General features: G+C 55.6%; 26 protein-coding genes. 10 read left to right on the forward strand and 16 right to left on the reverse strand.

All coding sequences use genetic code 11. The annotated features are described in order from the left end of the window. Nucleotides 1–1,548 (forward strand): gamma-glutamyltransferase family protein, encoded by a 1,548-nt coding sequence (locus TH3_RS03090; protein WP_007091227.1) that lies wholly within the window; start codon nucleotides 1–3, stop codon nucleotides 1,546–1,548. Nucleotides 1,549–1,564: 16 nt separating this feature from the next. Here the strand turns inward: TH3_RS03090 and TH3_RS03095 are convergent, their stop codons facing one another. The 7 genes from TH3_RS03095 to TH3_RS03125 all read right to left on the reverse strand — a co-directional run bounded on the left by TH3_RS03095 (nucleotide 1,565) and on the right by TH3_RS03125 (nucleotide 8,507). Continuing rightward, entirely contained in the window at nucleotides 1,565–2,050 is a 486-nt protein-coding gene (locus tag TH3_RS03095; protein ID WP_007091226.1) for a MarR family winged helix-turn-helix transcriptional regulator, read from the reverse strand. Nucleotides 2,051–2,144: 94 nt separating this feature from the next. Beyond that, nucleotides 2,145–2,750 carry a hypothetical protein gene (locus tag TH3_RS03100; protein ID WP_007091225.1) on the reverse strand — a complete coding sequence of 202 codons (606 nt, stop codon included), beginning with the start codon at nucleotides 2,748–2,750 and terminating at the stop codon, nucleotides 2,145–2,147. A 93-nt stretch (nucleotides 2,751–2,843) separates the two neighbouring features. After that, nucleotides 2,844–3,743: an LpxL/LpxP family acyltransferase gene (locus TH3_RS03105; protein WP_007091224.1), complete on the reverse strand. Its 900-nt coding sequence runs from the start codon at nucleotides 3,741–3,743 to the stop codon at nucleotides 2,844–2,846. Further along, the gene (gene lpxK / locus TH3_RS03110; RefSeq protein WP_007091223.1) at nucleotides 3,736–4,707 is read right to left on the reverse strand and encodes a tetraacyldisaccharide 4'-kinase; all 972 of its coding nucleotides are present in this window, start codon (nucleotides 4,705–4,707) and stop codon (nucleotides 3,736–3,738) included. Before lpxK ends, TH3_RS03105 begins: the two co-directional genes overlap by 8 nt. Continuing rightward, entirely contained in the window at nucleotides 4,694–5,980 is a 1,287-nt protein-coding gene (locus TH3_RS03115) for a 3-deoxy-D-manno-octulosonic acid transferase (protein ID WP_007091222.1), read from the reverse strand. Before TH3_RS03115 ends, lpxK begins: the two co-directional genes overlap by 14 nt. Continuing rightward, a complete protein-coding gene (locus tag TH3_RS03120; protein WP_007091221.1) occupies nucleotides 5,977–6,750 on the reverse strand; it encodes a lysophospholipid acyltransferase family protein in 774 nt (257 codons plus the stop codon). Before TH3_RS03120 ends, TH3_RS03115 begins: the two co-directional genes overlap by 4 nt. Before the next feature lie 20 nt (nucleotides 6,751–6,770). Then, nucleotides 6,771–8,507, reverse strand: a complete 1,737-nt coding sequence (locus TH3_RS03125; RefSeq protein WP_007091220.1) for an ABC transporter ATP-binding protein — start codon at nucleotides 8,505–8,507, stop codon at nucleotides 6,771–6,773. Nucleotides 8,508–8,765: 258 nt separating this feature from the next. Between TH3_RS03125 and TH3_RS22210 the strand changes: the two genes are divergently transcribed. Then, on the forward strand, nucleotides 8,766–9,599 hold the full coding sequence (locus TH3_RS22210) for a BUD32 family EKC/KEOPS complex subunit (RefSeq protein WP_007091219.1): 834 nt from the start codon (nucleotides 8,766–8,768) through the stop codon (nucleotides 9,597–9,599). 14 nt (nucleotides 9,600–9,613) lie between these two features. Here the strand turns inward: TH3_RS22210 and TH3_RS03135 are convergent, their stop codons facing one another. Both TH3_RS03135 and TH3_RS03140 read right to left on the reverse strand, forming a co-directional pair. Then, the gene (locus TH3_RS03135; RefSeq protein ID WP_052268346.1) at nucleotides 9,614–10,723 is read right to left on the reverse strand and encodes a glycosyltransferase family 4 protein; all 1,110 of its coding nucleotides are present in this window, start codon (nucleotides 10,721–10,723) and stop codon (nucleotides 9,614–9,616) included. Then, a complete protein-coding gene (locus TH3_RS03140) occupies nucleotides 10,720–11,637 on the reverse strand; it encodes a UDP-2,3-diacylglucosamine diphosphatase (protein WP_007091217.1) in 918 nt (305 codons plus the stop codon). Before TH3_RS03140 ends, TH3_RS03135 begins: the two co-directional genes overlap by 4 nt. A 217-nt stretch (nucleotides 11,638–11,854) precedes the next feature. On the opposite strand from TH3_RS03140, the gene TH3_RS03145 reads away from it, so the two are divergent. Beyond that, nucleotides 11,855–12,817, forward strand: a complete 963-nt coding sequence (locus tag TH3_RS03145) for a diacylglycerol/lipid kinase family protein (protein ID WP_007091216.1) — start codon at nucleotides 11,855–11,857, stop codon at nucleotides 12,815–12,817. Between the two features lie 9 nt (nucleotides 12,818–12,826). Here the strand turns inward: TH3_RS03145 and TH3_RS03150 are convergent, their stop codons facing one another. Further along, complete coding sequence (locus TH3_RS03150) at nucleotides 12,827–14,176, reverse strand: TldD/PmbA family protein (RefSeq protein WP_007091215.1); 1,350 nt, start codon at nucleotides 14,174–14,176, stop codon at nucleotides 12,827–12,829. 241 nt (nucleotides 14,177–14,417) lie between these two features. On the opposite strand from TH3_RS03150, the gene TH3_RS03155 reads away from it, so the two are divergent. The 3 genes from TH3_RS03155 to TH3_RS03165 all read left to right on the forward strand — a co-directional run bounded on the left by TH3_RS03155 (nucleotide 14,418) and on the right by TH3_RS03165 (nucleotide 15,566). Then, nucleotides 14,418–14,972: a hypothetical protein gene (locus TH3_RS03155; RefSeq protein ID WP_007091214.1), complete on the forward strand. Its 555-nt coding sequence runs from the start codon at nucleotides 14,418–14,420 to the stop codon at nucleotides 14,970–14,972. A 61-nt stretch (nucleotides 14,973–15,033) separates the two neighbouring features. Beyond that, the gene (locus tag TH3_RS03160) at nucleotides 15,034–15,276 is read left to right on the forward strand and encodes a type II toxin-antitoxin system CcdA family antitoxin (RefSeq protein WP_007091213.1); all 243 of its coding nucleotides are present in this window, start codon (nucleotides 15,034–15,036) and stop codon (nucleotides 15,274–15,276) included. Beyond that, the gene (locus TH3_RS03165) at nucleotides 15,276–15,566 is read left to right on the forward strand and encodes a CcdB family protein (protein WP_007091212.1); all 291 of its coding nucleotides are present in this window, start codon (nucleotides 15,276–15,278) and stop codon (nucleotides 15,564–15,566) included. The genes TH3_RS03160 and TH3_RS03165 overlap by 1 nt, the downstream gene beginning before the upstream one ends. On the opposite strand, the gene TH3_RS03170 is transcribed toward TH3_RS03165, so the two are convergent. After that, nucleotides 15,563–17,089: a UbiD family decarboxylase gene (locus TH3_RS03170; RefSeq protein WP_007091211.1), complete on the reverse strand. Its 1,527-nt coding sequence runs from the start codon at nucleotides 17,087–17,089 to the stop codon at nucleotides 15,563–15,565. The two genes, TH3_RS03165 and TH3_RS03170, sit on opposite strands and share 4 nt — an antisense overlap. A gap of 168 nt (nucleotides 17,090–17,257) precedes the next feature. Next, nucleotides 17,258–17,722, reverse strand: coding sequence for a hypothetical protein (locus TH3_RS03175; RefSeq protein ID WP_007091210.1), 465 nt, complete (start codon nucleotides 17,720–17,722; stop codon nucleotides 17,258–17,260). A gap of 262 nt (nucleotides 17,723–17,984) precedes the next feature. Here TH3_RS03175 and TH3_RS03180 point away from each other — a divergent pair, with 262 nt between their 5' ends. Next, nucleotides 17,985–18,341, forward strand: coding sequence for a DUF4170 domain-containing protein (locus TH3_RS03180; RefSeq protein WP_007091209.1), 357 nt, complete (start codon nucleotides 17,985–17,987; stop codon nucleotides 18,339–18,341). A gap of 100 nt (nucleotides 18,342–18,441) precedes the next feature. On the opposite strand, the gene TH3_RS03185 is transcribed toward TH3_RS03180, so the two are convergent. Genes TH3_RS03185 through ubiA form a run of 3 tightly spaced genes read right to left on the reverse strand, consistent with a single transcriptional unit; the run spans nucleotide 18,442 to nucleotide 22,032 of the window. Then, complete coding sequence (locus TH3_RS03185) at nucleotides 18,442–19,152, reverse strand: class I SAM-dependent methyltransferase (protein WP_007091208.1); 711 nt, start codon at nucleotides 19,150–19,152, stop codon at nucleotides 18,442–18,444. 37 nt (nucleotides 19,153–19,189) lie between these two features. Continuing rightward, nucleotides 19,190–21,034 (reverse strand): cation:proton antiporter, encoded by a 1,845-nt coding sequence (locus TH3_RS03190; protein ID WP_007091207.1) that lies wholly within the window; start codon nucleotides 21,032–21,034, stop codon nucleotides 19,190–19,192. Nucleotides 21,035–21,093: 59 nt separating this feature from the next. After that, the gene (gene ubiA / locus TH3_RS03195; protein WP_007091206.1) at nucleotides 21,094–22,032 is read right to left on the reverse strand and encodes a 4-hydroxybenzoate octaprenyltransferase; all 939 of its coding nucleotides are present in this window, start codon (nucleotides 22,030–22,032) and stop codon (nucleotides 21,094–21,096) included. 62 nt (nucleotides 22,033–22,094) lie between these two features. Between ubiA and TH3_RS03200 the strand changes: the two genes are divergently transcribed. From TH3_RS03200 to TH3_RS03210, 3 genes are all read left to right on the forward strand, one after another. Next, a complete protein-coding gene (locus tag TH3_RS03200; RefSeq protein WP_007091205.1) occupies nucleotides 22,095–22,895 on the forward strand; it encodes a 16S rRNA (uracil(1498)-N(3))-methyltransferase in 801 nt (266 codons plus the stop codon). Nucleotides 22,896–22,906: 11 nt separating this feature from the next. Next, entirely contained in the window at nucleotides 22,907–24,277 is a 1,371-nt protein-coding gene (locus TH3_RS03205) for a glutamate--cysteine ligase (RefSeq protein WP_007091204.1), read from the forward strand. A 70-nt stretch (nucleotides 24,278–24,347) separates the two neighbouring features. Next, nucleotides 24,348–24,650 (forward strand): chorismate mutase, encoded by a 303-nt coding sequence (locus TH3_RS03210; protein WP_037991166.1) that lies wholly within the window; start codon nucleotides 24,348–24,350, stop codon nucleotides 24,648–24,650. A 15-nt stretch (nucleotides 24,651–24,665) separates the two neighbouring features. Here the strand turns inward: TH3_RS03210 and glpD are convergent, their stop codons facing one another. Next, nucleotides 24,666–26,180 (reverse strand): glycerol-3-phosphate dehydrogenase, encoded by a 1,515-nt coding sequence (glpD, locus tag TH3_RS03215; RefSeq protein ID WP_007091202.1) that lies wholly within the window; start codon nucleotides 26,178–26,180, stop codon nucleotides 24,666–24,668. Between the last annotated feature and the right edge of the window lies 1 nt (nucleotide 26,181).

A 26,181-nucleotide genomic window follows, 5' to 3' on the forward strand; every position in this document is an offset into this window, starting at 1 on the left:
ATGAAAAAGCACGGAGCCGTCGCCGCAGGACATGATGTCACCGCACGCGCGGCTGCCGATGTGCTTGAGGCGGGCGGCAATGCCTTTGATGCGGTCACTGCGGCGATGTGGACGGCGTGCGTGGCGGAGCCGGTTCTGGCATCATTGGGCGGCGGCGGGTTTGTCATGGCACGCCCGGCGGGAAAACCGCCCCGGCTTTATGATTTTTTTGTCGAAACCCCGCTTGCCAAACGCCCGCGCGAAGAACTTGAATTCGAAAGCCGGTTTGCGACATTTGCCGGGGGTGTCACTCAGGAATTTCACGGCGGATATGGTTCGGTTGCAACACCGGGCGTGGTTGCCGGTATTTTCAAGCTGCATGACGATCTTGGATCCCTGCCGATGGCGATGCTGGCCGAACCGGCAATTACAGCCGCACGCGACGGGATCAAGCTGGATGCGTTTCAACGGTATGTCATGGGGATCGTAACCCCGCTTATGGCTTTTTCCAAAGATAGCCGGGCCGTTTTCGGTGCAGCGGGGCATCAGGACGAAGACGGATTTGAATTGCCAGACGAGGGCTCCATTCTTCGTCAGGCAGATATGGCCGATAGCATTGAATATTTGCTGCGGACCGGGGCTGATGGTTTTTATCACGGCGATCTTGGTCATGCGCTGGTGACCGAATGCCGGGAATATGGCGGCTATCTGACAGGGGCGGATTTGGCGGCATACCGCGTTCTGGTCCGTGATCCGCTATTGATCGCCGGACGCAACGGGCGGTTTGTTTTAAACCCGCCACCGGCGTCGGGCGGGGTTCTGGTTGGCTTCGGGCTTAAGCTTGCGCGCGAAATTGAACTCGGGGCATTTGGATCGGCCCGTCATCTTGAAGCCATTTCGCGCATTCTTCATGCCACCGGGCTGGCACGCAGCGAACATGGCGCAAGCCCGGCGATCCTTGCCGACGAATTTTGCGAATCCTACCGGTCTATGATTGGCGAACGCCCGCTTAGCCAGAATGGCACGACCCATATTTCCGTGGTTGATGGCGATGGCAATCTTGCTGCGGCGACGATTTCAAACGGGTCCTGTTCCGGGCGCATGGTGCCGGGGACTGGTATCATGCTTAATAACATGCTGGGCGAGGCGGATCTGTCACCCGACGGGTTCCATCACTGGCCATGCGGTGTGCGGATGACATCGATGATGACCCCGGCCCTGTATCTGGCGGGCAATGGTGATGCGATTGCACTTGGGTCTGGCGGGTCAAACCGCATTCGTTCGACCATGTTGCAGGTGATGCTGAATATCGATGCCTATGACATGACCCTGCATGGGGCGGTGGCGGCACCGCGGCTTCATGTCGAAGACAGTCTTTTGTCTGTCGAACCGGGATTTGACGGATCGCTTCTGGACGATCTTAGCCTTGAAGACCAGCAACGCTGGGATACGGAGGATATGTTCTTTGGCGGTGTTCACGCCGCCAAGGTCAGTCACGGCGGGAAAAAATTCAATGCGGTGGGGGATGCCAGACGCAATGGCCACCAAGTGGTGATTGCTGATCTGTAATCTGGCTTGAACCACCTTAACGCGGAATTTCGTCCGCGGGGCGGACGTCAAGCAACGGAGCCGCATCTATATTTTCCGCATTCATCATGGTGGCAACCCGCTGCATGGATGACAAAAGCTGCGTCTTTTCCCAATCTGGCAGGGCATCGAACTGCGATATGAATTCTTCGTGCAGCATGGTGGGGGCTGCTTTTAATACGTTCTGACCTGCATCTGTCAGAACCGTATTGACCACACGCTTGTCCGTGGTGCTGCGTCGGCGTTCTGCCAGCCCGCGCTGTTCAAGGCGGTTCAGGATTGTGGTAACCGTTGCCTGGCTAAGTGACACATGATTGGAAATGCGGCGCACCGTAACGTTCTGCAATTCGTCAATCGCGCGCAGGACCATCACCTGCGGGATGGTCAGGCCACAGGCTTTCATCATCCTTTTGGAATGCAGATCGGTTGCGCGGATGATCTGGCGCAATGCGACCAGAATGTCCTGCCAGTAGGCCTGTGTCATTATGGTTTCCTCGGGCGATAGCTCTTACGCCACTCGGTAAAGGGGATTGATCGCATTATCAATGCAATTTGTCCTGCAACAAAGGATGCTGATCCTAATTTCCCCGAATGCGACGTGTGGCGAAAAAGATCATCGCGAAAATAGCGATCAGAACAAGCGTTACACCAGCGATCAACATGGCCTGATTGAGGCGCAGATCATATTCCTGTTTGCGTTCGACATAGGCGATAACCTGTCGGCGAAGCTGATCCATTTCCGGTGTGATATCGAAACTCGTTCGATACATCGTTGCCCCGGCACGTGATAGAAGATCGTTGGTTTTGTTCATGCGTTCGATGAACATCGCAAAGCGTTCTTCGGTCGCGGCGAGCTCGTCAAGCGGGCCGTCTTTCACGTCGCCATCTTTGGTGCGGGCGATTGAAAGTCTGGTTTGGGTCAGATCATCACCGTCTTCGGCGATGCAATCAGACAGCGGCTTTTTCTCGGCACTCTTGCCGCACTCGATCTGGCGATCCCCGAACTTTTCAACGGCTTCTCGCAGATGTGTCTGCAATTGCTGATCAAGTTCGGCAATCCGTATCCGCACATTCTTTGAACTGCTTTCTATCTTGCCAACATCACCTTCCAGCGCGAATGACGGCCAGACGGCAAACATTGAACCAACAAAAATCAGAAAAAGCGGGACGACGAAACGCAGCAAAAGGGAACTTCCCCCGGACAAGGTGGAGAGGTATCCACCAGTCTGCTGCAAGGGTGTTCCCATTCGGTTAATGCCGGGTGCGATTAACGATGATCAGTTCGGCCAGCGTTTGTGAAGCCACAACCATTGTGCGGGCCGTTCGCGGATCCAGCTTTCCATGATCGCGTTAACATCGGTCATGATGCGCAACGTATCTGCCTTTGGATCATCGGTTTTGCTGATCTGTATGTCCGGATAAAACGTCATCCGGAAATAGGCACCTTTAAGCCGTTCCACCCTGATCGGAATGACAGGGCATTCATAACGAAGTGCGAACTGTGCCAAGGCTGGTGCCGTCATTGCATCGCGGCCAAAGAAGGGTACGGCAATCCCGTTATTGAGCTTTTGATCAACCAGCATCGCCGCATGGCCACCCCGTTTCAGGAAGGATGCAAATTTTCGGGCACCCTTCGATCCCTTTGGCACCAGTTCACCGCGAAATCCCCTGCGGACACTTTTGAAAAGTTTGTCGACCCAAGGGTTATCCGGTGCGCGGTAAATGGTCATCATATCCATATCAAGCGCATCGCCGATTTTGGTCGAAACTTCCCAGTTTCCGATATGGCCGGTAAAGAACAGGCCCGGTTTGTTATCGGACTTGGTCACCAGACCGTTTTCAAGGCCCACAATTTCAAGGCGGGAGCTGCCGCAAACGAGATTTGGAAGATGGGGGATTTCCGCGACACTGCGACCGAGATTTTCCCACATATCGGTTATGATGGTTTCGATTTCTGCTGCCGATTTCTCCGGAAAGGCCTTAACCAGATTGTTTCGGGCTTTCTTGCTTTGACCAAGCTTCGGGCCAATCGTGCGTAAAAGGCTGCCACCGATCTTTGATGCAAGATCAATCGGCATGATCCGGAAAAAGCCAAACAGAAAATAGGCTCCCAATCCCTGCAACGGGTGGGAAATATATTTCTGTCGTGCTTGATAAAAGGCACTGCGTTCAGGCATCGGACAACACCGCCGTAATTATTTTCTCCAGCTGGTCCGGGGCTTCGAATTCCAGCCCAATATCAAGGGTGCTTATGCCGTTCCGCCGCCCGGCAGGCAAGCGCATCAAGTCTTTTTCTGTCGTGACCAAATCGGCATTCAACGCCTTGGCTTTTTGATGCAACTCCGCCAATTCGGACGCACGGAACGGATGATGATCCGCAAAGTCGACGGTCGCAACAATATCGGCACCGACTGCGCGCAGACTATCATGGAATTTGGCCGGGCGGGCAATCCCCGCAAAGGCGAGAACCCTGCGTCCGGCAAATTCGGCGCCATTGCAGGGAACAATGCGGGCGCGCAAAACCGGAACCGACGCGGGCAGGTTTTTCAGGAACGGCGGATTGCCATCGCCGATCAGAATGATCGCACGAACTTTGGCCAATCCCTGTTCAAGGGTTTCGCGCATCGGGCCTGCGGGAATGACGCGACCGTTTCCAATCCCGAAAACGCTGTCGACAACCGCAAAGCTGCAATCCTTGATTAACGATGGATTTTGCAGTCCGTCATCCAGAATGATGGCCTCTGCCCCGGCATTTCTGGCCGTTTCGGCGCCCATACCCCGGTCCCGCGAAATCCATGCCGGCGCCGTTCGCGCCAGAAGCAGCGGCTCGTCCCCGACATCGGCTGCGGTGTCCTTCATCGGATCAACACGGTGCGGGCCGGTTTCCCGGCCGCCATATCCACGGCTCAGGAAATGGGCCTGAATGCCCATTTTGTGCAACGTGTGATACAGCGCGATTGCGGTCGGTGTTTTACCCGCACCGCCGATGGTAAAGTTGCCAACGCAGAAAACCTTGCATCCCGGATGGCGCATGGTTGTTGTCATCGCCCGAATGCCTGCACCTGCGCGCCACAGCAGGGAAAAAGGCGACAGTGCCTTGGCCATGCAGCCGTCTGCCAGCCAGAAATCAGGCGCGCGCATTGGCAACCTCCCCGGTTAAAAGCGGGGTGATCGCATCAATGGTTCGTTCGAGAACCTCGGCCTTTGAATTGGCATATGCCAAGGCGGCATTTGCCAGTGCGCTCGCCTTTTCCGGTTGGGTCAGAAGAATATCAATCTGCCTTGTCAGGTCGTCACGATCAGCAACCGGTCGGCAGGCGTGTGCTGTAAGAAGTTCCTGACTGATCTCGCTAAAATTGCTCATATCGGGGCCATGCAGAATGGCGCATCCAAGCCGTGCCGGTTCAAGCGGGTTTTGCCCGCCGGACGCACAAAGGGATTTTCCGATCAGGCAAACCGGTGCAATCCGGTAATAAAGCCCCATTTCCCCCATCGTATCGCCAAGATAGATGTCGATATCTTCGGTGATTTTGTGCCCCAGGCTTCGGCGGGCAACGCGCAATCCCTGCGCAATCAGATCCGCCTCGATTTCATCAGCACGATCCGGATGGCGGGGAACAATAACTGTCAAAAGGCCTTCATGCTTTAGCGAAAGTGCTTGATGAACCTGTGCGCACGCCAGTTCCTCGCCCTCAAACGTACTTGCCGCAAGCCATACCGGGCGGGTGCCGATCTGCGATTGCAGTTCGGTTAGGGCGTCGGCTTCGACCGGCAGCGGGGGGGCTGCAAATTTCAGGTTCCCGACGGCGCGCACATCCTTCCCGCCAAGGGAAACGAACCGTTCGGTTTCCTTGCTTCCTTGCGTCAGGATCAGGTCAAATGCGGAAATGACCGGCGTGATAAAGGATGGAAATCGTGAATAGCTTTTAAAGCTTCTGGCCGAAATGCGGCCATTAAGCAGTGCCAGTCTGGTGCCTGCCTTCTTGGCCTTGGTCAGAATATTGGGCCAGAAATCACTTTCAAGCCAAAGAGCCGCATCCGGTTTCCAGTGATGCAGAAAACGCGCAACGCAAACCTGACGATCAATGGGGATGAACTGATGGATCACCCCTTCCGGAAGGCGCTGATACATCATTGCCGCCGACGTAACGGTGCCGGTGGTGACAAGGATCGAGGTTTCGGGAAAACGCGCACGAATGGCATCAATCACCGGCAGGGACGACAGGGATTCGCCAACACTGGCACCATGTATCCAGACGAGCTTCCCCTTCGGGCGCAATGCACTGGCATGACCGAACCGTTCACCGATCCGTCCTGCATCTTCCTTGCCGCGTTTTTTGCGCCGTTGCAGATAAATGCCAAGTACCGGACCCAAAAGCCGTGTCGCCACGCGATAGGCGTAAAACAGGCTCATTTGGCGCTTTCCTGCTCTGCCGCTGCCATGGCCGAACGCTTCTGTTTGGGAAGTTCATCCGGTCCGGCGGGCTCAATCACGTCAAGGCCAAGCTTGCGGTCGCTTTGCTGTGTCAGCCTGGTCAAGGCTGCTTCCAGCTCCAGCCGCTTTTCCTCCAGCCCGGCATCATCCAGATCCCGTCCGATATGGATCGGATCGCCCCAGCTAAAAACGCCTTTTGAAAACGGAAGCGGCAGCACGAACCGGTCCCAACTGCCAAAGACGCGCCGGTTTGATGCCGAATAGGTCAGCGGGAAAATCGGAACGCCTGCAAGCTTTGCCGCCTGCACAATGCCATCCGAAATCCGCATGCGCGGTCCACGCGGTCCATCCGGGGTCATGCCGACGACTTCACCGGATTTCAGCGCCTTCAGAATGCGCCGCAACGCTGCCGCACCGCCTTTGCCCTGCCCGGTTGACCCTGCAATCGTGGCAATCCCGAAATGACCAATGGTGCGGGAAATGATTTCACCATCGCGATGCGATGAAATCAGCATGTTAAACGGGCGGTCACCGGCAACCGAACGCCATGTATAGGGCATCATCAGCAAACGCTGATGCCAGAAAGCCACGATAAAGGGTTTGCCTTCCGTCAGGAAATGGGCAGGATGATCCCCGCCTTCCGTGTGCCAGCGACCGGTGAGCCGGACGAACCGGATATAGGCTGCCGCAAGCCAGCACAAAGTGCTACGCGCCTGATCGCTTTTTATGATCCGCTTATGCAACTGCACGCCAGTTTATCCCGAATGTTTTAGGCCTGATTTTCGGTTTCTTCCGAGAATTGCAGATTATAGAGATTGGCGTAAGCCCCTCCCAGTGCAAGCAATTCTTCATGACGTCCCTGTTCCGTGACGCGTCCGTTCTGAATAACGCAAATTTTGTCGGCATCAATAATTGTCGACAGGCGATGCGCAATAACAAGCGTTGTGCGCCCCTTCATCAACTCGGTCAGGGCACCCTGAATATGGCGTTCCGATTCCGTATCAAGGGCCGACGTCGCCTCGTCCAGAAGCAGGATCGGGGCATTTTTCAACATTGCCCGCGCAATCGCAATACGCTGGCGCTGCCCGCCCGAAAGCTTCACACCATGTTCTCCGACAATGGTGTCATAACCGTTTTCAAGCTGCAGGATGAAATCATGCGCTGCCGCGTGGCGGGCGGCTTCTTCGATTTCGGCGTCGGTCGCACCAAACCGGCCATAGGCGATGTTGGATCGGACCGTATCATCGAACAGCGTGATTTCCTGACTGACCAGTGCGGTTGCCGAACGCAGGCTTTCCAGTGTCACATCGCGAATATCTTGGCCGTCAATGGTGATCGCACCTGCATTGATGTCGTAAAACCGCGGGATCAGGTTCAGGATCGTCGATTTACCGGCACCCGAGGGCCCGACAAGTGCGATCGTCTGACCGGCTTCGATATCAAGGCTGATATCGTGTAATGCGGTCGTTTCATCATTATAGGAAAACGCGACATCCTTGAACTGGATGGCGCCGCCCTTGACCTCAAGCGTTTTGGCATCATCGGCATCGCGAATTTCCGGTTCGATATCAAGAACGGTAAACACGCGCTGGGATGCTGCAAGACCGGCCTGCAGGTTGATATTGATATTTGCAAGGCGCTTGACCGGTTCATATGCCAGCAGCAGGGCCGTAATGAACGAAAAGAAACTGCCCGGGTCGCTTGCCCCGTCAATGACGCGGCTGCCGCCATAGATGATGATCGTCGTGATTGCGGCCCCGCCGAGTGTTTCCATGATGGGGGACGAACGCGCGCTGACTTTCTGGGCCTTGAAGCTCAGATCGAAAACGGTTTCGACAAGCTTTTCCATTCGTGAACATTCATAGGGTTCCATGCCATAGGCTTTGACATGACGGACACCCTGAAAAGTCTGTTCCAGAAGGGTTGCGAATTCACCGATCTGCTGTTGCGTATTGGCTGAAACCTTGCGCATCCGCCGACCCAGCCGTGCAATCGGCAGGATGGCGGCGGGAAACACCGTGAACGCAATGATGGCAAGCTGCCAATCCTGATAGAACATGACGCCAATCAGAACGATGGCGGTCAAAAAGTCCTTGCCAAAACCGGTCAGCGATACGGAAACGGCCGCACGCATTGCGGTGATATCACTGGTAAAGCGCGTGATCAGTTTGCCGGTGTTGGTGCTGTGGAAAAATCCGATATCAAGCCGGATGACATGCTCGTAAAGCTTGTTCTGAATATCGGCAAGAATACGACCGCCGACATAGCTCATCAGAACCGATTGCCCATAATTGGCAAAGCCTTTCAGCGCGAAGGCTGCAAGGACGGCAACCCCGACAGGGACCAGCATCGCCGGGTTCTTTTTGACGAAGACCTCGTTAATCACCGGGTCCATCAGATAGGCATAGCCGCCGGTTGCCGCCGCCATAAGCGCCATGCAAACCAAAGCCAGAACAATCTTGCCGAAATAGGGGGCAACCGCATCCTTAACGATGCGTTTGATCATTGGCAATGTGTTCCAATGTTCTGTCGTGTGATCTAACGAATGCTTTGGCAATGAATTCTTCCCGGTCGTGCGACGCCATTTCCGATTGTGTCAGTCCGACACTATCTATATGGATGAGGCATCATGGATATCTTGATCTTTCCGGGCTGTTGCTAGCATGCCCGGGCAGGTGCGGCAAGCCGCAGCAACGTAACTTAACTGATACTGACAGGGCTTGCAGGAATGCAGGCCACGAAAAACGACATATAAGATAAAAAAATGACAGAGCAACTCCACGATATCGTGGAACAGACGATTGCCCAAGGTGTTGGCGCACGGGTTTTTCCATTGCGGTGGAAAGGACGGCGTATCTGGATCAAACAGGCTGTCCCACCAAAGGAAAAGGGCTGGCACCGCCTGCAGCGTTTTGTCGCAACCCTGACGCGGATACCGATGTTGCGCCCGACGGTGTCGCCAGGCGGCAAGGCCGGTCTGGCAAGCGAGGCTGAAATCCTTCATGCCCTGAACCGTGCAGATGTTCTGGTGCCTGATCTTCTCGAAGTCGCCGATAACTGGATCGCTATTGGCGATAACGGGGCGATCTTGCAAACCGTAATCAGCGATGCGGTCAAGGCTGGGGATGAAGACCGTGTTGCCGAACTGATTGCCAAGGCCGGGGCCGCCTTGGCCGATTTGCACATCAGCGGCTTTACCCATGGCGCACCCCTTCTGCGCAACATGACCATTCGTGATGATGGCAGGGTCGGCTTCATCGATTTCGAGGAAGACCCCAACAAACGCATGCCATTGCCCGATGCGCAGGCGCGCGACGTCCTTCTGTTTCTGTTTTCCATCCAGCGCGGCTTCAAACGTCGTCCTGATCTTTTGCGTGCCGGATGGCGGGCATATCTCGTGGTAACCGGCATGACCGCGCCGCAAATGAAACCGCTGTCTCATATTGTGCGGGTTATTCGACCGGTTTACATCGCACTGAAACCGTTCCGTCGCTGGCTCGGGACGGATGCGATCAATGCGATGCTGGCATATGGTGTTCTGCGTCGAAGCCTGCGTGGCAAGGACGCCACACAGGACGTTTCCTTGGTCGCCAGATAAAACACCGGCGCAGATTACTGCGCCGGTTGTTCCACGGGCATGGCGATTGCCGGTTCCACCGATGCTTTCACCTCGGTGATGTCTTCAACCGTCAGACGTTTTGCCGCAGCCCCGTCAAACCCGCCCGAAAACGGTGCCAGATTGTGCAGGAACTGACTGGCTGAATTGCGCCAGCTATATTGTTCCGCCAATGCACGGGCGTCTTTACCGTCAAGCTCAAGGGCTGCCATGGCGGCTTCGCGAAGGTCGGCGTCAATGGCGCCTGCTTTTGTTCCGCGCACGATATCGGCCGGTCCCTGAACCGGGAATACCGCAACCGGGGTTCCCGATGCCAGGGCCTCAAGAATAACAAGGCCGAAGGTATCGGTTTTGCTCGGGAAGACAAAAACATCGGCTGACGCAAAGGCAATTGCCAATTCCTCGCCGATTTTTTTGCCAAGGAACTGCGCATTCGGATATTTCGATTTCAGTTCCGTCAGTTGCGGCCCGTCACCGACAACAAACTTTGTCCCCGGCAGGTCAAGATCAAGGAAATGTCCGATATTCTTTTCAACCGCCACCCGGCCAACAAACAGCCAGTGCGGTTTGGGGAAATCCCCGAAACTTGCATCCGGTCGTGGTTTGAACAGGTTAAGGTCAACACCGCGTGACCAGATATTCAGCTTGTTAAAGCCGCGATCCGCCAGTTCTTCGCGAAGCGATTCCGTGGCCACCATGACCGATTGTGATTTGTTATGGAACCGCCGCATCCCGCGATAGGAAATCGAAAGCGGCAGGCGCGTCCGCGCATGCAGATATTCCGGGAACCGGGTGTGATAGGCCGATGAAAACGGCAGTTCGCGTTTCAGGCAATAAGCGCGTGCCGCCTGACCCAGCGGGCCTTCGGTTGCGATATGGATGGCAACCGGCTGCAGGGCATCAATCATCCGGGCAAGCTTGCGTTTGGCAAACAGAGCCAGTCTGATTTCCGGATAGGTAGGGCAGGGGATCGTCCGGAATTGATCGGGCGAGATGATATGGACATCGTGCCCCATCTCGCCCAGTTCGTTGCGCACGGTTTCAAGGGTGCGCACTACTCCATTTACCTGGGGGTACCAGGCATCGGATACGATCAATATTCTCATGCGGTCTTTCCAATCGGCGTGCCGCTGTTCTTTTTGGAACTGCGGGACGCGGTGCGGGTACTTTCCCCGGCAATCCGGAACAGCGACATCAGCTTGCCAAGTCCAAGGGACGGCGCACTGGCAGCATCGCGGCCGGGTTGGGAATGTGTCATCGCCATCTGGCGCATATCCGCCCAGTAAAGCAGTTCAAGTTTTCCGGTCTTGTCTTCGACAAGCGCGGTGCAGCTTTCGACCCAGTCGCCGTCATTGCAATACAGCACATCGCCAATCATCCGCTTTTCGGCGTGATGGATATGGCCGCAAACCACGCCATCCACCTTGCGTTTGGCGGCTTCGTGCGCGACGGCATTTTCGAAATTGCAGACGAACTGGACCGCGTTCTTGACCCGGTTTTTAAGATAGGCCGACAGCGACCAGTATCCGTAACCCAATCGGCGGCGAATGCCGTTGTAGTAACGGTTCAGGACAATCGCGAGGTTGTAGGCCGTATCCCCAAGATAGGCGAGCCACTTGGCATATTTGACGACACCATCAAACTCGTCGCCATGAATGATCAGAAGCTTTCTGCCATCCGCCGTCTCGTGAATGTCGTTCATCTTGACTTCGACATGCCCGAAGGTCATGTCGACAAACTCGCGGGCGAATTCATCATGGTTGCCGGGCACAAAGATGACCTTCGCACCATTTTTGGCCTTGTCCATGATTGTGGTGATCACGGCATGGTGGCTTTCGGGCCAGTACCAGCTTTTCTTAAGCCGCCAGCCGTCAATGATATCGCCAACCAGATAATAGGTATCTGCCGTTACTTCATTGAGGAAATCCAAAAGAAGATCTGCCTGACATCCACGTGTTCCGAGATGGACGTCTGAAATCCAGACCGTGCGGTAATGCGGTTGCAGCGTCATCGCTGTCATTGCCGCTCCTCCGTATCCTGCCAAAAGGATGGCTGGAATTCGACGGTTTTACATGCCGAATAGTGTCCCCAACCAGTAATGTTTTAAAACAAATCGCGCGAATATATAACCCGTTCATATAAATTTATCGGTTCTGTCAATATACTGTTACATGTTTCATTTTCTATAAAGAGAACGCGAAAGTAATGTTTCATTTTTATTACGGAAGTTTTTCGCAATGACCCATTCCGGGGTGACTGTTATCTTCAATCCGCGCGCTGGCGGGAATAAACAACGTTTCCTTTCAAGCATTTTGCAAAAAGCCGGTGTAAAGGTTGAATTGTTACAGACAACCCATCCCGGTCATGCCCGCGAACTGGCGCGCAAGGTGCGTGCCCATCAACGGCTGTTTGTTGCCGGTGGCGATGGATCACTGAACGAGGCCCTCAACGGCCTGCTTGATGCCCAGATCGAAGGCCACGAAGTCCCGCCGCTTGGCATCATTCCGCTGGGAACGGCCAATGTTCTGGCGGTCGAGGTCGGGCTTGAAATCCGCGCACAGGCGATTGCCGATTATATCAACAATCCGGCCCAGGTTTGGGTGCGGCCCGGTCTGGTCAATGGCCGGGCATTCTTTTTGATGGTCGGCATGGGGGCGGATGCCGATACGGTCGCAAATGTGTCGCTAAAACTTAAAAGACTGATCGGCAAGGGTGCCTATGTGATCGAAGGTTTGCGCAATATTATCTTTCCGCATCACCGCGATTTCGAAGTTAATATCGGGCGCGAACAATATCGCGTTGCCGGTGTGGTTGCGACCCATGCCAAACATTATGGCGGGGCGTTTGTTATTTCCCCCGATGCCAAACTGACCGATAACAGCCTTGATGTCGTGCTGATGCCCGGCAGCGGCTTTATGGCGCTGGCACGCTACGGGATTGCTTTGACCCTGAACCGTTTGCATGCGCAAACCGACGTGTCGGTCGTGCAGACCGAACGTCTGACCATCACCAGTCATTGCGGCCCCGCACCCTTGCAGATTGACGGCGAAAGTGCCGGTAAACTGCCGTGTGAAATCAGCCTGTCACCTTATCCGGTGCGGGTTATGGTGCCTCAAGCCTATGCCGACCAATGCAATGGCCGCCAAAATGAAAACAGGGATGCGCAAAACGCACCCCTGTTACAAATCACATCCAGATAAAAAGTCGGCTTATTGCCCGGCCAGCGTCATGCCATCAATCCGGATCGTCGGGGCATTCGTGCCGTATTTGAAGGTCAGGTCATTGGCCGGAACGGCCGTTTTGAACATGTCCTTCAGGTTTCCGGCAACCGTGATTTCGGAAACCGGATAGGCCAGCTCGCCATTCTCGATCCAGAAGCCCGATGCCCCGCGCGAATAATCGCCGGTCACGCCGTTGACACTGCTGCCGATCATTTCGGTGATATAAAGGCCCTGCTTGATATCCTTGATCATGTCGGCGGGCGAAATGGTGCCCGGTTCCATGTAAAGGTTGGTGGTGGATGGTCCCGGCAGGCTTCCGGCCCCGCGCGATGCGTTGCCGGTCGATTTCAGGCCAAGCTGGCGGGCGGACCGCAAATCCATGATCCAGGTTTTCAGAACGCCATTTTCAATCAGATGGCGTTTCTCGTTGGCGACGCCTTCGGCGTCAAACGGTTTGGACCGCAGGCCACGTTTGCGGTGCGGGTTATCAATAATGTTGATCCCCGGCGCAAAGATTTCCTTGCCCATGGCATCCAGAAGGAAGCTGGTGCCGCGCGCAATACCCGATCCGTTGATCGCACCGGCCAGATGGCCGACGAGGGATGCCGAAACACGCGGATCATAAATCACCGGCACCTGCGTGCTTTTCACCTTGCGCGGGTTCAACCGTTTCAGGGTCTTTTCCGCCGCCTTCAGGCCAATCTCGACCGGATCGCGCAGATCGGTCGAAAACACCGCACTGTCATAATCATAATCGCGTTCCATGCCGGTGCCGGTTCCGGCAAGGACCGATACGGAAATGTGGCTGCCGCTGCCGGCATAGGAATTGGCAAAGCCGTTGGTCGCGGCAAGCGTGATCTGGTGGGTGCCCCAACCGGCATCCGCGCCCTCGGAATTGGTGATACCTTCAACCGACCGTGCAGCCTCTTCACAGGTGGTCGCCCATGCCATCAGTTTTTCCTGGCTGACTTCGCCCGGCTCGCAAAGCTCAAGCGCCTCGACATCAAATGTTTCGGCCAGTTCGGAGGGATCGGCAATGCCACAGAACGGGTCTTCGGGGGCGTTTTTCGCCATGGCGACGGCGCGCTCGACCAGTTCGTTCAACGCGCTTTCGCTGGTATCCGATGACGACACAACCGCCTGCTGCTTGCCGATCAGAACACGCAGGCCAAGATCGGCCCCCTCGGATCGTTCAAGCTTTTCCATCTTGCCCAGTCGCTGCGATACCGAAAGTGACGTGCCTTCGACATAAACGGCATCCGCATCGTCGGCACCCGCCTTTTTTGCGCGCGCCAGCAGGTCGGTGATGCGATCGAGTGTCATATCGGTTTTGGGCATGGAAGCTCCCTTTGGTCGGAATGTGGTTTCCTATGGTTATAGGCAGGCTGATCGCTTTTCGCAAAGGGCAAGAAAAGGCAGTCGCCTGAAAGACCCAACCAGATACCGTCTGACGCACATTTGAATGAACCATTTGGCGAAAGCCGATCTTTGGTCATTTTTTCTTCGCAAGTTGCTATTATGGCCTGAAATCCGAACCGGGACGAACCGGAAACCTGCAAGAGAATGACGGGAAACACACGTGCGAAACCTGTTTGTGGCAACACTGCTTCTGGGCACTTCCCTGACGATATTGCAAGCTGATGCGCAAGAAGCCAAAACCGCGGCACCAAACGATACGGTGGCAGCACCAGTCACCGCCAATGATCTTTACCGCGAAATGCGCATTCAGGCCGGGCAATATGCCGCGCAAAACCGTCATCAGGTTCTGGTCGGGGATTTTACCTGTGACGATGTCAATGACCAGATCGTCGGCTGGGTGGATCGTGACAATCCGGAAGGACCGTTTTTCGATGTCCTGATGCTTACCAGGCACAATGGTCAATTGCATTCCGAATTCAAACAGATCCCGTTTGCGCAATCAGAACAATACGCCCTTTGCATCGACGATAAAACCGCCCCGCCGGTCATGAGCTGGCAGGTCAACGACCCTGAATATATCCGCGATGTGATCGGTGATGGCGACCTTTGCAATATCGCCGTGCGGGTCGATGATTTCATGTGCGACGCGCCGCAATTCTTCTGGTCGGAAAAGCCGGGCGAAAGCGGCGAACACTGGATGTTCTTCCGGAATTGAGGCAAGAGACTATGCGTGATATAATGCGCATATATGATGCAGATGAATTATGGGCGGAATTATGGGCGCTGTTACGAACAAACATACCCGCAAGGCAACCAATGTCAGTCTTGATTCCGAACTTCTGGAAACGGCAAAGCAGCTTGGAATCAATATTTCACGCAGTGCCGAGGCCGGACTGAGAGACGCCGTCTTAAAACGACAGGCCGAAATCTGGAAAAAGGAAAACAGTGCGGCGATACAGGCCAGCAATGACTATGTTGAAACGCACGGTATTCCACTGGCATCGCATCGAAAATTCTGATGGCACGTTATGATATCCATAAGCTTGCCAACGGATATGTTGTGGATGTGCAGGCCGATCTTCTTGCCGATATGAACACGCGTGTGGTTGTGCCGCTTCGTCCGCATTCGGAAATACCAAAACCAATTGGGCGTTTGAACCCGGTCATTATGATTGGCGACACCCGATGGGTTTTGCTTCCACAGTTCATTGCGACAGTAACGGTCGCCGAACTCGGAGAGGTGGTCGGTGAGTTTTCTGAAAAATTCGTCCTCACCGACGCACTGGACATGGTGTTTCAGGGAATTTAATCCCGCCAGATTTTCTTGCCCGATCCCGGCAATCCGTATCGATCCCATTTGGCATCAACCCGGTCGATAATCTCGTCTTCCATGAAAATCTTTTCGCCCCATTCCCGATGGGTTTCGGGGGGCAGCTTGTTGGTGGCGTCAAGGCCAAGCTTGCCGCCAAGGCCGCTTTCGGGCGATGCGAAATCAAGATAGTCGATCGGTGTTTCGGTCACGGTGGTGATGTCGCGCACCGGGTCCATGCGGGTCGAAATCGCCCACATCACGTCTTTCCAGTCGCGCACATCAATATCGTCATCCACCACAATGACGAATTTCGTATACATGAATTGCCGCAGGAACGACCACACCCCCATCATCACGCGCTTGGCATGCCCCGGATAGGCTTTTTTCATCGACACGACCGCGATGCGATACGAACAGCCTTCGGGCGGTAGCCAGAAATCAACGATTTCCGGGAATTGCTGCTGCAATAGCGGCACGAAAACATCGTTCAATGCTTCGCCAAGCACCGACGGCTCATCTGGCGGGCGACCGGTAAAGGTCGACAGATAGATCGGCTTTTTGCGCATGGTGATGGCGGTGATGTTAAAGACCGGGAATTCCTCGACCGAATTATAATAACCGGTATGGTCGCCATACGGCCCTTCGGGCGCGTATTCATCCAGCGACACATAACCTTCCAGAATGATCTCGGCGGTCGCCGGGACTTTCAGCGGAACGGTTTTGCACTCCACCAGCTCGACTTTCTCACCGCGCAGCAATCCGGCAAACTGATATTCCGAAAGCGTATCGGGAACCGGGGTCACGGCGGCAAGGATCGTACCCGGATCGGCACCCAGCACGATTGCGGCGGGCAACGGATCGCGCTTTTCCTTTTTCCAGCGCGCATGATGCTGCGCCCCGCCACGATGTTTCAGCCAGCGCATGATCGCCTTGTTCTTTCCCAGAACCTGCATGCGATAGATGCCAAGATTGAACACATCGCGCTTGTCGCCGCCTTTTTCATTGGCGGTGGGGCCCTGCGTCACCACCAGCGGCCACGTGATCAGCGGGGCCGGCTCCCCCGGCCAGCAGGACTGGATCGGCAGTTTCGAAAGGTCGATGTCATCGCCCTGAAGAACGATTTCCTGACAGGGGGCCTTGGAAACCGTTTTGGGCTTCATCGCCATCACGGTCTTGGCCAGCGGCAGCATTGAAAATGCTTCCCTGAGGCTTCCCGGTGGTTCGGGCTGTTTGAGAAACGCCAGCGTTTCACCGACTTCGCGCAATTCTTCGGGCTTGCGGTTCATGCCGGCCGCCACGCGGTCCACGGTGCCAAAAAGGTTCACAAGAACCGGGATGTCATATTTCTGGCCATCTTCGCCAATGACATTTTCAAACAGGACCGCCGGGCCACCTTCGGCCAGAAGGCGCGTCTGGATTTCCGTCATCTCAAGATAGGGCGAGACCGGTTCGCTCACCCGGACCAGACGGTCTGTCTTTTCAAGCGCGTCGATGAAATCGCGAAGGGATTGATAGGGCATGGGCACCACAATCTGTGAAGTCGGTCGGTCTGAGCTGGCAATAGCGGGGCCAGCGGCAAACCGGGCCAACAATAAATCTGATGTTTCACGAATTAATACGGTGCAGGCGCGATGTCCAGCATCCACTCCCTTATCGGGGGTGAAGAGAGCAGATGCCAGACAGGAAAATTACGACGAGCGATTGGTGTAATAGGCGACGTTTCCATCATTATCGATGGTTGCCAACTGGCCCGCCTTGGTCAGGACCGACATGCAATCGTCTTCTTCATCCCGTCCCCAAAGACACAGATATTGCCCCTGTTCGATGGTCCAGAGTTTTTCGCGCATGCCGCGATCACCATCCTCGTCAATCCAGGTGATCGATGCCTTGCCATTCTGGAAATAGGTGACATTCACATTGGTTTCCTTGCCCTCGTCACGATAGGAAAAGGTCTGATCATTGATCGTATTGACCAATGCGGTACCGGTTAACAGGCTGTATCCCGACGCAACAACCGTTGCACTGGCTTCTTCCATGTCGTCACTTTGAACATCAATATCCGGGGTCGCCGATGGTGTGCCGCAGGCAGACAGGGCCGCGGTGATCGAAATAACGCCAGCAAGACCGGCACGCTTGATATGTGTTATGTTCATTTTGTTTTCCTTTTGCTCTTTGTGCCCACCAAATCATTTGGGATATCTGCCGTCCAAAGCGGCGATCCGGCAGAGCGAACCGTCAGAATAAAAAGGAAAATTGTCGCCTTCTGGTCGTCCATGCGTCGACTGAATGGCAATATTGACCAAATTGGTGGTGTCGGTCGCAGACGGATTTGGTTATACAAGGGCAGGAAACCGGGTTGCGCAGCACCACCCTGCACGGCCTGTCGACATTCACCAAAGCATGAAGGACGCACAGATGGCCAAGTACTGGGTTATCGGGGGCACCTATCAGGATACCGGTTTTGACAAGCCGATCGGCGAAGAAACCAAAGTCGGTCCGTTTGGCAGCTTCGAAGACGCGGAAAAAGAATGGTCCAAAATGGCCTGGCAGTCGGTTGACGACGCCAATTCGCGTTACCGCATCGAACGCCTTGAAGAATACTGGGTTGTCGGTGGCGAATACGAAACCACCGATTTCGAAAAGCCGGTCGGCGGCGAAGAAGAACGCCACGGCCCGTTTGCGACCTTCAAGGATGCCGAAAAGGCATGGTCGAAACTGGCATGGCAGCACGTTGATAACTGCAATTGCCGTTATCGCGTCGTTGAAGGCTGAACCGGGCTTCGAACCGGAACCGATTGAGAAACAGAAAACGCGCGCAAGGATGTCTTGCGCGCGTTTTCATATTTGGTACTTCGTGCCTGACGAGGACGGGCTATTTATCGCGATCTGGCAAAAGCTGCCAGATACGGGTGAATTTGGTGTCGACATCCTCGACCGCGACATCGACTGGCACGTCATAGGTTTCAAGTTCGTCGATATTATGCGTCGGGGCATATGTCCGGCCCGGATCGGCAAGAATGACCCGGGTGCCAAGCCGTGCCTCGCCCATCAGCCATTGCAATACCGCATTGGCCATATCCTGCTGATAGCAGACATCACCGGCAAAAATCACATCCCAGCGACGGGTTGCCGATTGCGTGCCGACAAAGTTTTCGGTGGTTGTTTCAAACCTAACACCATTGCGTTCGGCGTTCAGGCGGGTTGCCGTAATCGCCACCGGATCAATGTCGTTTGCCAGAATGCTGTCCGCACCGGCCATGACACACGCAATCGCCTGCATGCCGCCGCCGCACGCAAAATCCAGAACCTTTTTGCCGCGCACCAATTCCGAATGATCAAGGATATATCGCGTAATCGCCTGTCCGCCCGGCCACGCAAACGCCCAATAGGGTGGCGGGATATCCAGCACGCCAAGGATATCCTCGGTCGCCTGCCAAAGTGGCGTGATATGGGTGGCCAGATACATTTCGATTTCGGGCGCTAATGGCACCCGTGCCGGTACGGTAAAGGTGTCGATCAGATCGGCAAACCGCGGATCGTCGACTTCGGGGACCAAGGCATCGGCGAAAACATTATCGGTCATGATCGGCCCATATCGGGGTGAAACGGATTGCCGGGGCTTACTTGCTTTGTGCCTCGGGCGCAAGCGAAGTCGCCTTCGGGTTTTCGTCAGGCTTCTGGCTGTTCTGGGCATTGCGGCCAAGATACAGCAAAATATCACGCGGCTTTGCCTTTGGCATATCGGGCCCCATATGAAGCTGCGCCCCGCGGACAAGGGCGATGACCGGTGGTTCGCATCCCTGAACGTCAATGAAATCGTCCCAGCCGAATTCGTCGGTCAGACGGGTTTGCCGGATTTCGGCACCATGCCGGAAATCCTCCCGGATGTCGTCGGTTGTCATCGGTTCGGAAAACAGGGGCAACCCGCCCAATGTCTGGCTATGGCGTTTCGGGTCTTCGGGCGATCCGTGCATGCCGGTCTGAAAAACGGCGCGGCGGCCAAATTCCGGCGCGAAATCAGTACAAACCAGCGTGTTATAGGCATCGTTGTCCGTGGTCGCGATCAGCGTGCCAAGCGATGAAGTATCAAGGTGATGTTCGAAAACTTCCGAAAGCACTTCCCCGTAATAGGTTGGCAATCCGGCCTCGCGCGCCAGACGCATGCTGTGCCAGCGGCTGTCGGCAACCACCACCGGAATATCAAGCTCGACCAGACGCTTGGCGAAATCAATCGTCCAGCGATGCGCACCGACAATCAGAACACCCGGCGGTCCTTTGACCGCCAGATCGAGCTGGCGCGCCATCGGTCGGATGGAAAAGCCGTGCAACACAACGGTCGAAAATACCATCGCAAAGGCCAGCGGGATCAAAAGTGCCCCGTCGGCATAACCAAGTTCGACAAGTTCGGTCCCGAACAGGCCGGAAACCGCGACCGCCACAATCCCGCGCGGCGCGATCCAGCCAACCAGAAACCGTTCTTTCCAGCTCACCCTTGAAAAGGCCAGCGACCCGATCACCGAAACCGGCCGCACGACAAACAGCATGGCCAGAACAAAAAGCCCATGCCCCCATGTCAGTTCGGCAATCATCGACCATTCAAGTGTCGCGGTCAGGATGATGAACACGCTGGAAACCAGAATAACCGTCAGGGTTTCCTTGAACCGGCGGATTTCATCAATCGCCAGCAAATGGGCATTGCCAATTGTCAGGCCCAGCACGGTTACGGCCAGCAAGCCGCTTTCTTCCTGAATTTCATTGGCCCCGGCAAAGCAGGTCAGAAGCACGCCAAGAACAAGCGGGGCTTTCAGGAATTCGGGGATCCAGCCACGTCTGAAAATCTGAACCGTCCCCAAACCAAACGCCAGCCCGATCAGAACGGCCAGAAGAATATTGATCGCCAGATGACCAACGGCCGCGCCAAAGCCGTTGCCATGCTGGCTTGCGGCAATGACTTCGTAGGCCAGCACCGCAAACAGGGCCCCGATAGGGTCATTCACGATGCCTTCCCATTTCAGAAGCGTCGCCGGGCGCTTGGACAATCGGGCATGACGCAACAGCGGTGCAATCACCGTCGGGCCGGTCACGATCATGATCCCGCCAAACAGGGCCGCCACCGGCCATGAAAGATCGGCCAGATAATGCGCCGCCCCCGCACCCAGAAGCCACGCCACAAGCGGGGCAATGGTGGTCAGGCGGATCACACCGCTGACACTGTGCGTCAGTTCCCGAAAATCAAGCGCAAGCCCGCCTTCAAACAGGATCACAGCAACGGCCACAGCCACAAGCGGTTGCAATAGGGGCCCAAAATCATTGACCGGGTCGATCAGATCGGTTCCCGGTCCCAGCAACAGCCCGACAATCGACAGCAACACAATCGCCGGAATACCGGCCCGCCATGCAAACCATTGCGCCCCGACACCCGCAAGGATCAATCCGGCAATCATCAGGGCAAGCGGTGCGATCATGGGCGGTCTTTCGATAATGGTGCAGATGAAGGATGGATCAGCCCGTATGCGGGCCTAAACTAAAGCCCGGTTCCCACCAGATTGGCAATGATGATGGCAGCCAGCACCATCAAACCGAAATCACGGTTTGATTTAAACCGTTTCAGGCAGTTCGCGGAATCATCAAGTTTGACCGTGGCAACCTGCCACGCCAGATGCAAACACGCCAGTGCCAGAAGCGGGAAGTAAATCCAGTGCAACCCGGCCAGCACACCCGAAACACCCAGCAAAAGGGTGGTTACGGTATAAAACCCCATCGCCCATCGCGGGGTTGCATCGCCAAGCCGAAGCGCCAGTGACTTTACCCCGATCTTGATATCGTCATCCTTGTCCTGATGGGCATAAATGGTGTCGTAACCAAGCGTCCAGAAGAAGCCTGCAACATACATCGCAACCGCCGCCGGTGCGACGGTGCCGGTGACAGCGGCCCAGCCGACAAGCGCCCCCCAGTTGAATGTCAGCCCCAAAACCGCCTGCGGCCAATAGGTAATGCGCTTCATGAACGGATAGGTAATGACAAGCGGCAGGGAACAGATACCGACAATGATCGCCTCGATCCGGAATTGCACCAGCACCGCAAGCCCGATCAGAAGCAAAAGACCCAGAAACGCGATTGCCTGCCATACCTTGACCTGGCCGCTGGGGATCGGGCGGGTTGCCGTGCGTTCGACCTTGCCGTCAAAATTGCGATCCGCCAGATCGTTGACCACGCAACCGGCCCCGCGCATGATCAATGCACCAATGGCAAAATAAACCATCATCAACAGGCTGGGCGCGCCGTCGCTTGCCATGGCGGTTGACCACCAGCAAGGCAAAAGCAGAAGCCATGTGCCAATCGGACGGTCAAGTCGTGCCAGCTTAAGATACGGCCGACTGGCCAACGGCGCGAACCGGTCGATCCAGCCATCAGACGGCATATCGTTCTTCGTGTTCTGTATCGGTTGGTTGACCTGTGACATAATTGGCCTATGTAACTCTTTAACAAACTGAACTTCGCCGCATAACCGGCCTGGGGACATATATGACAGATGACGCCACCCGCGCCCGGCAACGCCTTTTCGTTTCCGATCCTATCACGCCGGGATGCGAGATCGAACTCGCACCTGAACAGTCTCATTACCTTGAACATGTGATGCGCCTCAAGCCCGGAACGCCCATCAAGATATTTAATGGTCTTGATGGCGAATGGCTGGCGACCATCGACCACCTTCGCAAAAAGAAGGGCACGGTGACCGCCGAACGGCAATTGCGTGACCAGATTGTCGAACGCGGCCCGATCCTGGCTTTTGCCCCGATCAAAAAGCAGCGCCTTGATTTTCTGATCGAAAAGTCGGTCGAAATGGGGGTTGGCACCCTGCAACCGATTGTCACCGCACACGGCATTACCGACAAGGTTCGCCTTGATCGTTTGCAGGCCCAGGTGATCGAAGCCGCCGAACAATGCGAACGCCTCAGCGTGCCTGAAATTGTGCCGCCGGTAAAATTGCTTGATTGGCTCGCGGACTGGCCGGAAAACCGGCATTTATTGTTCTGTGACGAGACAGGATCAGGCTCACCAATTGGTGAAGTGTTAAGTCAGCTATTGGCAAAGGGCGCTAGCTCGGCTATCGACAACGACAATGTTGTTAACCATGCAATCGTGATTGGACCCGAAGGCGGCTTTAGCGCCGACGAAATTGAACGCATCCGCAAACAGCCTTTTGCAACGCCTGTAAGCCTTGGTCCGCGCATCTTGCGGGCCGAAACTGCGGCAATTGCTGCTTTGTCCGTGTTTCAGGATCGCATCGGCGACTGGTCGATACCTCCGGTCACGAGAGATTAGGGGAAGCCCTTATGACTGTCAGCGCCTCCACCGGCGACAGCCCGGTCATCGAAAGCCGTCGTCAGCTTGTCGAATGGTTCGAGTCCGGATGTACACCGAAAAAAGACTGGGCCATCGGCACAGAACACGAAAAATTCGCCTTTACCCGTAACGATCTTCGCCCGATCCCGTATGACGGCGAACGGGGGGTAAAGACCCTTCTGACACAGCTTGCCGAACGCTTTGATTGGGAACCGATCATTGAAAACGGCAATGTGATTGCGCTAACCAAGGATAACTGTTCCGTTTCGCTTGAACCGGGCGGGCAGATCGAATTATCCGGTGCGCCTCTTAAAAACATCCACCAGACATGTGGCGAAGTGCATCAGCATCTTCATGAAATCCGCGAAATCTGCGGTGATCTTGATATCGAAATGCTTGGTGTCGGCCATCAGCCGAAATGGGAACGCAAGGATATCCCGTGGATGCCCAAGGGCCGCTACGCGATCATGCGTGACTATATGCCCAAGGTTGGCAATCTTGGTCTGGACATGATGCTTCGCACCTCGACCATTCAGGTCAATCTGGATTTCGCCTCCGAAGCCGACATGATCAAGAAATTCAGAACGTCGCTGGCACTTCAGCCGGTTGCGACCGCGCTTTTTGCCGCATCCCCGTTCGTGGATGGCAAACCAAGTGGCTATCTGTCTTCACGATCCCATGTCTGGACCGATACCGACCCGGACCGTTGCGGCATGCTGCCCTTCGTGTTCGAAGACGGTTTTGGGTTCGAGCGTTATGTCGATTACATGCTCGATGTGCCGATGTATTTCGTTTATCGCGACGGTAAATACATCAATGCCGCAGGCAAATCGTTCCGTGATTTCATGGCCGGAAAGCTTGACGTTCTGCCGGGTGAACGCCCGACGATGAATGACTGGTCCGATCACATGACGACAGCCTTCCCCGAAGTGCGTCTCAAGAAATTCCTTGAAATGCGCGGTGCGGATGGTGGCCCGTGGAAACGCATCTGTGCGCTTCCGGCCCTGTGGGTTGGTCTGTTGTATGATGACGCGGCGCTGGATGCGGCATGGGATCTGGTCAAGGATCTCAGCCATGCCGAACGCGAAGCCCTTCGCGACGATGTGCCGCGTACCGCCCTTGCCACGAAGTTCAGGAACGGCACCGTTCAGGACCTTGCCAAGGATGTACTGGCTGTCTCCAGACAGGGGCTTAAGGCGCGCGGTCGCATGGATGCCTATGGCGACGATGAAAGCCACTTCCTCGACAGCCTCGAAGACGTTGCCGAAAGCGGCCGTACCCTGGCCGAGGAATTCCTCGATAAATATGAAACCGAATGGAACGGATCGGTCGATCCGCTGTTCAAGGAATATGCCTATTAGACATTGTGAAATGGCGGTGAATAATCACCGCCATTTTTCATTTTTCGTGAATAATGAAAGTTCTGCCGTGATGACGACCAAAGCCAACCCTTGCGAAACCATGTCCGATGTACGTGCGAATGTGGACCGGGTGGACAGGCTTCTGGTGGCGCTGATGGCGGAACGGCTGAACTATATCGAACAGGCCGCGCGGATCAAACCGACCCGGGATGCCGTGCGTGACGAAGACCGGATCGAGGACGTGATCACCAAGGTCCGTGCCCAGTGCCGCATTGATGGCTTTGACGAAGACATGGCCGAACGGATGTGGCGGGCGATGATGGAAGATTTCATCGCCCACGAATTCGTCAAATGGGATGATCTGCGCAAGTAACCGCTTGCCGGTTTCTTACTGTGCGGCAAGTTGATCCGCGCTGTTTGCAAACCAGTCCCGAACCGCGTTGATATCGCTTTCTTCCATGCCAAGGCCAAGCTTGGTCCGTCGCCAAAGAACATCCTCGGCGGACCGGGCCCACTCGTGCGTCATCAGGAAACGGAGTTCCGCCTCAAACAGGTTGGGCGCAACTTCCCGACCCAGATCACCAATTGCCTTGGCATCCGGTGCAATATCAAACAGGCGCGTGCCATAACAGCGCGCCCAGCGATGGGCGATCTGTTCGGGCAGCCAGTTCAACTTTGTTCTGACACCGGCCAAGAACCGGTCGAAATTGCCATCACTCATATCCCCGCCCGGCAGAACCGATGTCGCGGTCCAGTCCGATGCATCATTGCCCAGAACCGGGCAAAGCTTTTGCAGGGCATGTTCGGCCAACCGGCGATAGGTGGTGATCTTTCCGCCATAGATCGACAGGATGGCCGGTGCATCGCCGTCCCCGGTATCCAGATCAAACACGTAATCGCGCGTAACCGCCGATGCGTTGCTGTTCTTGTCGTCATAAAGCGGCCGCACACCGGCATAATCCCAAACGATATCGGCCCGCGTTAATGGCGTCGCCAGATAGCCATTGACCAGATCAAGCAGGTAATCGATTTCGTCATCATTGATCTTCACCTCGGCCGGATCGCCGTCATAGGGCACATCCGTCGTCCCGATCAGGGTGTAATCCTGCTGATAGGGGATGGCAAAGGCAATGCGGCCGTCCCCGTTCTGGAAGATATAGCAATGATCATGCGGGTGAATGCGCGGCACGACGAAATGGCTGCCCTTGACCAGCCGCAACCCTGCGGCCTTGTCGCCAAGCCCGGCACGGTCGACCATTTCGGTCACCCACGGGCCTGCGGCATTGACCACGGCCCGTGCGGAAACGCTGGTTTCCTTGCCGTCTTCGGCTTGCAGTGTCGCGGTCCAGCCATCCGTTACGCGCAGAAGAGCGGCACAGCGCGTCCGGGTTTTGATCACTGCCCCGCGGGCCTGCGCATCAAGGGCGTTTAAAACCACAAGCCGCGCATCATCAACCCAGCAATCGGAATAGGAAAAGCCGCTGGTGAACTGGTCCAGAAGCGGTTTGCCTTCGGCCGTGCCGTTCAAGGATAGCGCACGGGACCCCGGCAGGCGTTTGCGCTTTGCCAGATGGTCATAAAGAAACAACCCGGCCCGCAGCATCCATTTGGGCCGAAGCCCTTTATGGTGCGGCAGAACGAAGGTCAGCGGCCAGATGATATGCGGGGCGGCAGCCAGAAGAACCTCGCGTTCCTGCAAGGCTTCGCGCACCAGCCGGAATTCGTAATGTTCAAGATACCGCAAACCGCCATGGATCAGTTTGGTCGAGGATGAAGACGTGGCCGAGGCAAGGTCGCGCTGTTCGACCAGAAGGACGGACAGACCGCGACCGGCGGCATCACGGGTAATACCCGCACCATTGATGCCGCCGCCTACGACCAGAAGGTCGTAATGTTCAGACACG

Origin of the sequence: Thalassospira xiamenensis M-5 = DSM 17429, from assembly GCF_000300235.2 — a bacterium.
GTDB classification, from domain to species: Bacteria; Pseudomonadota; Alphaproteobacteria; order Rhodospirillales; family Thalassospiraceae; genus Thalassospira; species Thalassospira xiamenensis.

Excerpts from the sequence above, each read along its gene's own strand:
- TH3_RS03140 (WP_007091217.1), bottom strand. The coding sequence starts at position 11,637 with ATGACAGCGATGACGCTGCAACCGCATTACCGCACGGTCTGGATTTCA.
- TH3_RS03185 (WP_007091208.1), bottom strand. The coding sequence starts at position 19,152 with ATGACCGATAATGTTTTCGCCGATGCCTTGGTCCCCGAAGTCGACGAT.
- TH3_RS03170 (WP_007091211.1), bottom strand. The coding sequence starts at position 17,089 with ATGCCCTATCAATCCCTTCGCGATTTCATCGACGCGCTTGAAAAGACA.
- TH3_RS03145 (WP_007091216.1), top strand. The coding sequence starts at position 11,855 with ATGACCCATTCCGGGGTGACTGTTATCTTCAATCCGCGCGCTGGCGGG.
- lpxK (WP_007091223.1), bottom strand. The coding sequence starts at position 4,707 with ATGCGCGCGCCTGATTTCTGGCTGGCAGACGGCTGCATGGCCAAGGCA.
- TH3_RS03210 (WP_037991166.1), top strand. The coding sequence starts at position 24,348 with ATGACGACCAAAGCCAACCCTTGCGAAACCATGTCCGATGTACGTGCG.
- TH3_RS03135 (WP_052268346.1), bottom strand. The coding sequence starts at position 10,723 with ATGAGAATATTGATCGTATCCGATGCCTGGTACCCCCAGGTAAATGGA.
- TH3_RS03125 (WP_007091220.1), bottom strand. The coding sequence starts at position 8,507 with ATGATCAAACGCATCGTTAAGGATGCGGTTGCCCCCTATTTCGGCAAG.
- TH3_RS03115 (WP_007091222.1), bottom strand. The coding sequence starts at position 5,980 with ATGAGCCTGTTTTACGCCTATCGCGTGGCGACACGGCTTTTGGGTCCG.
- TH3_RS03105 (WP_007091224.1), bottom strand. The coding sequence starts at position 3,743 with ATGCCTGAACGCAGTGCCTTTTATCAAGCACGACAGAAATATATTTCC.
- TH3_RS03095 (WP_007091226.1), bottom strand. The coding sequence starts at position 2,050 with ATGACACAGGCCTACTGGCAGGACATTCTGGTCGCATTGCGCCAGATC.
- ubiA (WP_007091206.1), bottom strand. The coding sequence starts at position 22,032 with ATGTCACAGGTCAACCAACCGATACAGAACACGAAGAACGATATGCCG.
- TH3_RS03175 (WP_007091210.1), bottom strand. The coding sequence starts at position 17,722 with ATGAACATAACACATATCAAGCGTGCCGGTCTTGCTGGCGTTATTTCG.
- TH3_RS03200 (WP_007091205.1), top strand. The coding sequence starts at position 22,095 with ATGACAGATGACGCCACCCGCGCCCGGCAACGCCTTTTCGTTTCCGAT.
- TH3_RS03190 (WP_007091207.1), bottom strand. The coding sequence starts at position 21,034 with ATGATCGCACCGCTTGCCCTGATGATTGCCGGATTGATCCTTGCGGGT.
- TH3_RS03205 (WP_007091204.1), top strand. The coding sequence starts at position 22,907 with ATGACTGTCAGCGCCTCCACCGGCGACAGCCCGGTCATCGAAAGCCGT.
- TH3_RS03150 (WP_007091215.1), bottom strand. The coding sequence starts at position 14,176 with ATGCCCAAAACCGATATGACACTCGATCGCATCACCGACCTGCTGGCG.
- TH3_RS03165 (WP_007091212.1), top strand. The coding sequence starts at position 15,276 with ATGGCACGTTATGATATCCATAAGCTTGCCAACGGATATGTTGTGGAT.
- TH3_RS22210 (WP_007091219.1), top strand. The coding sequence starts at position 8,766 with ATGACAGAGCAACTCCACGATATCGTGGAACAGACGATTGCCCAAGGT.
- TH3_RS03090 (WP_007091227.1), top strand. The coding sequence starts at position 1 with ATGAAAAAGCACGGAGCCGTCGCCGCAGGACATGATGTCACCGCACGC.
- TH3_RS03160 (WP_007091213.1), top strand. The coding sequence starts at position 15,034 with ATGGGCGCTGTTACGAACAAACATACCCGCAAGGCAACCAATGTCAGT.
- TH3_RS03180 (WP_007091209.1), top strand. The coding sequence starts at position 17,985 with ATGGCCAAGTACTGGGTTATCGGGGGCACCTATCAGGATACCGGTTTT.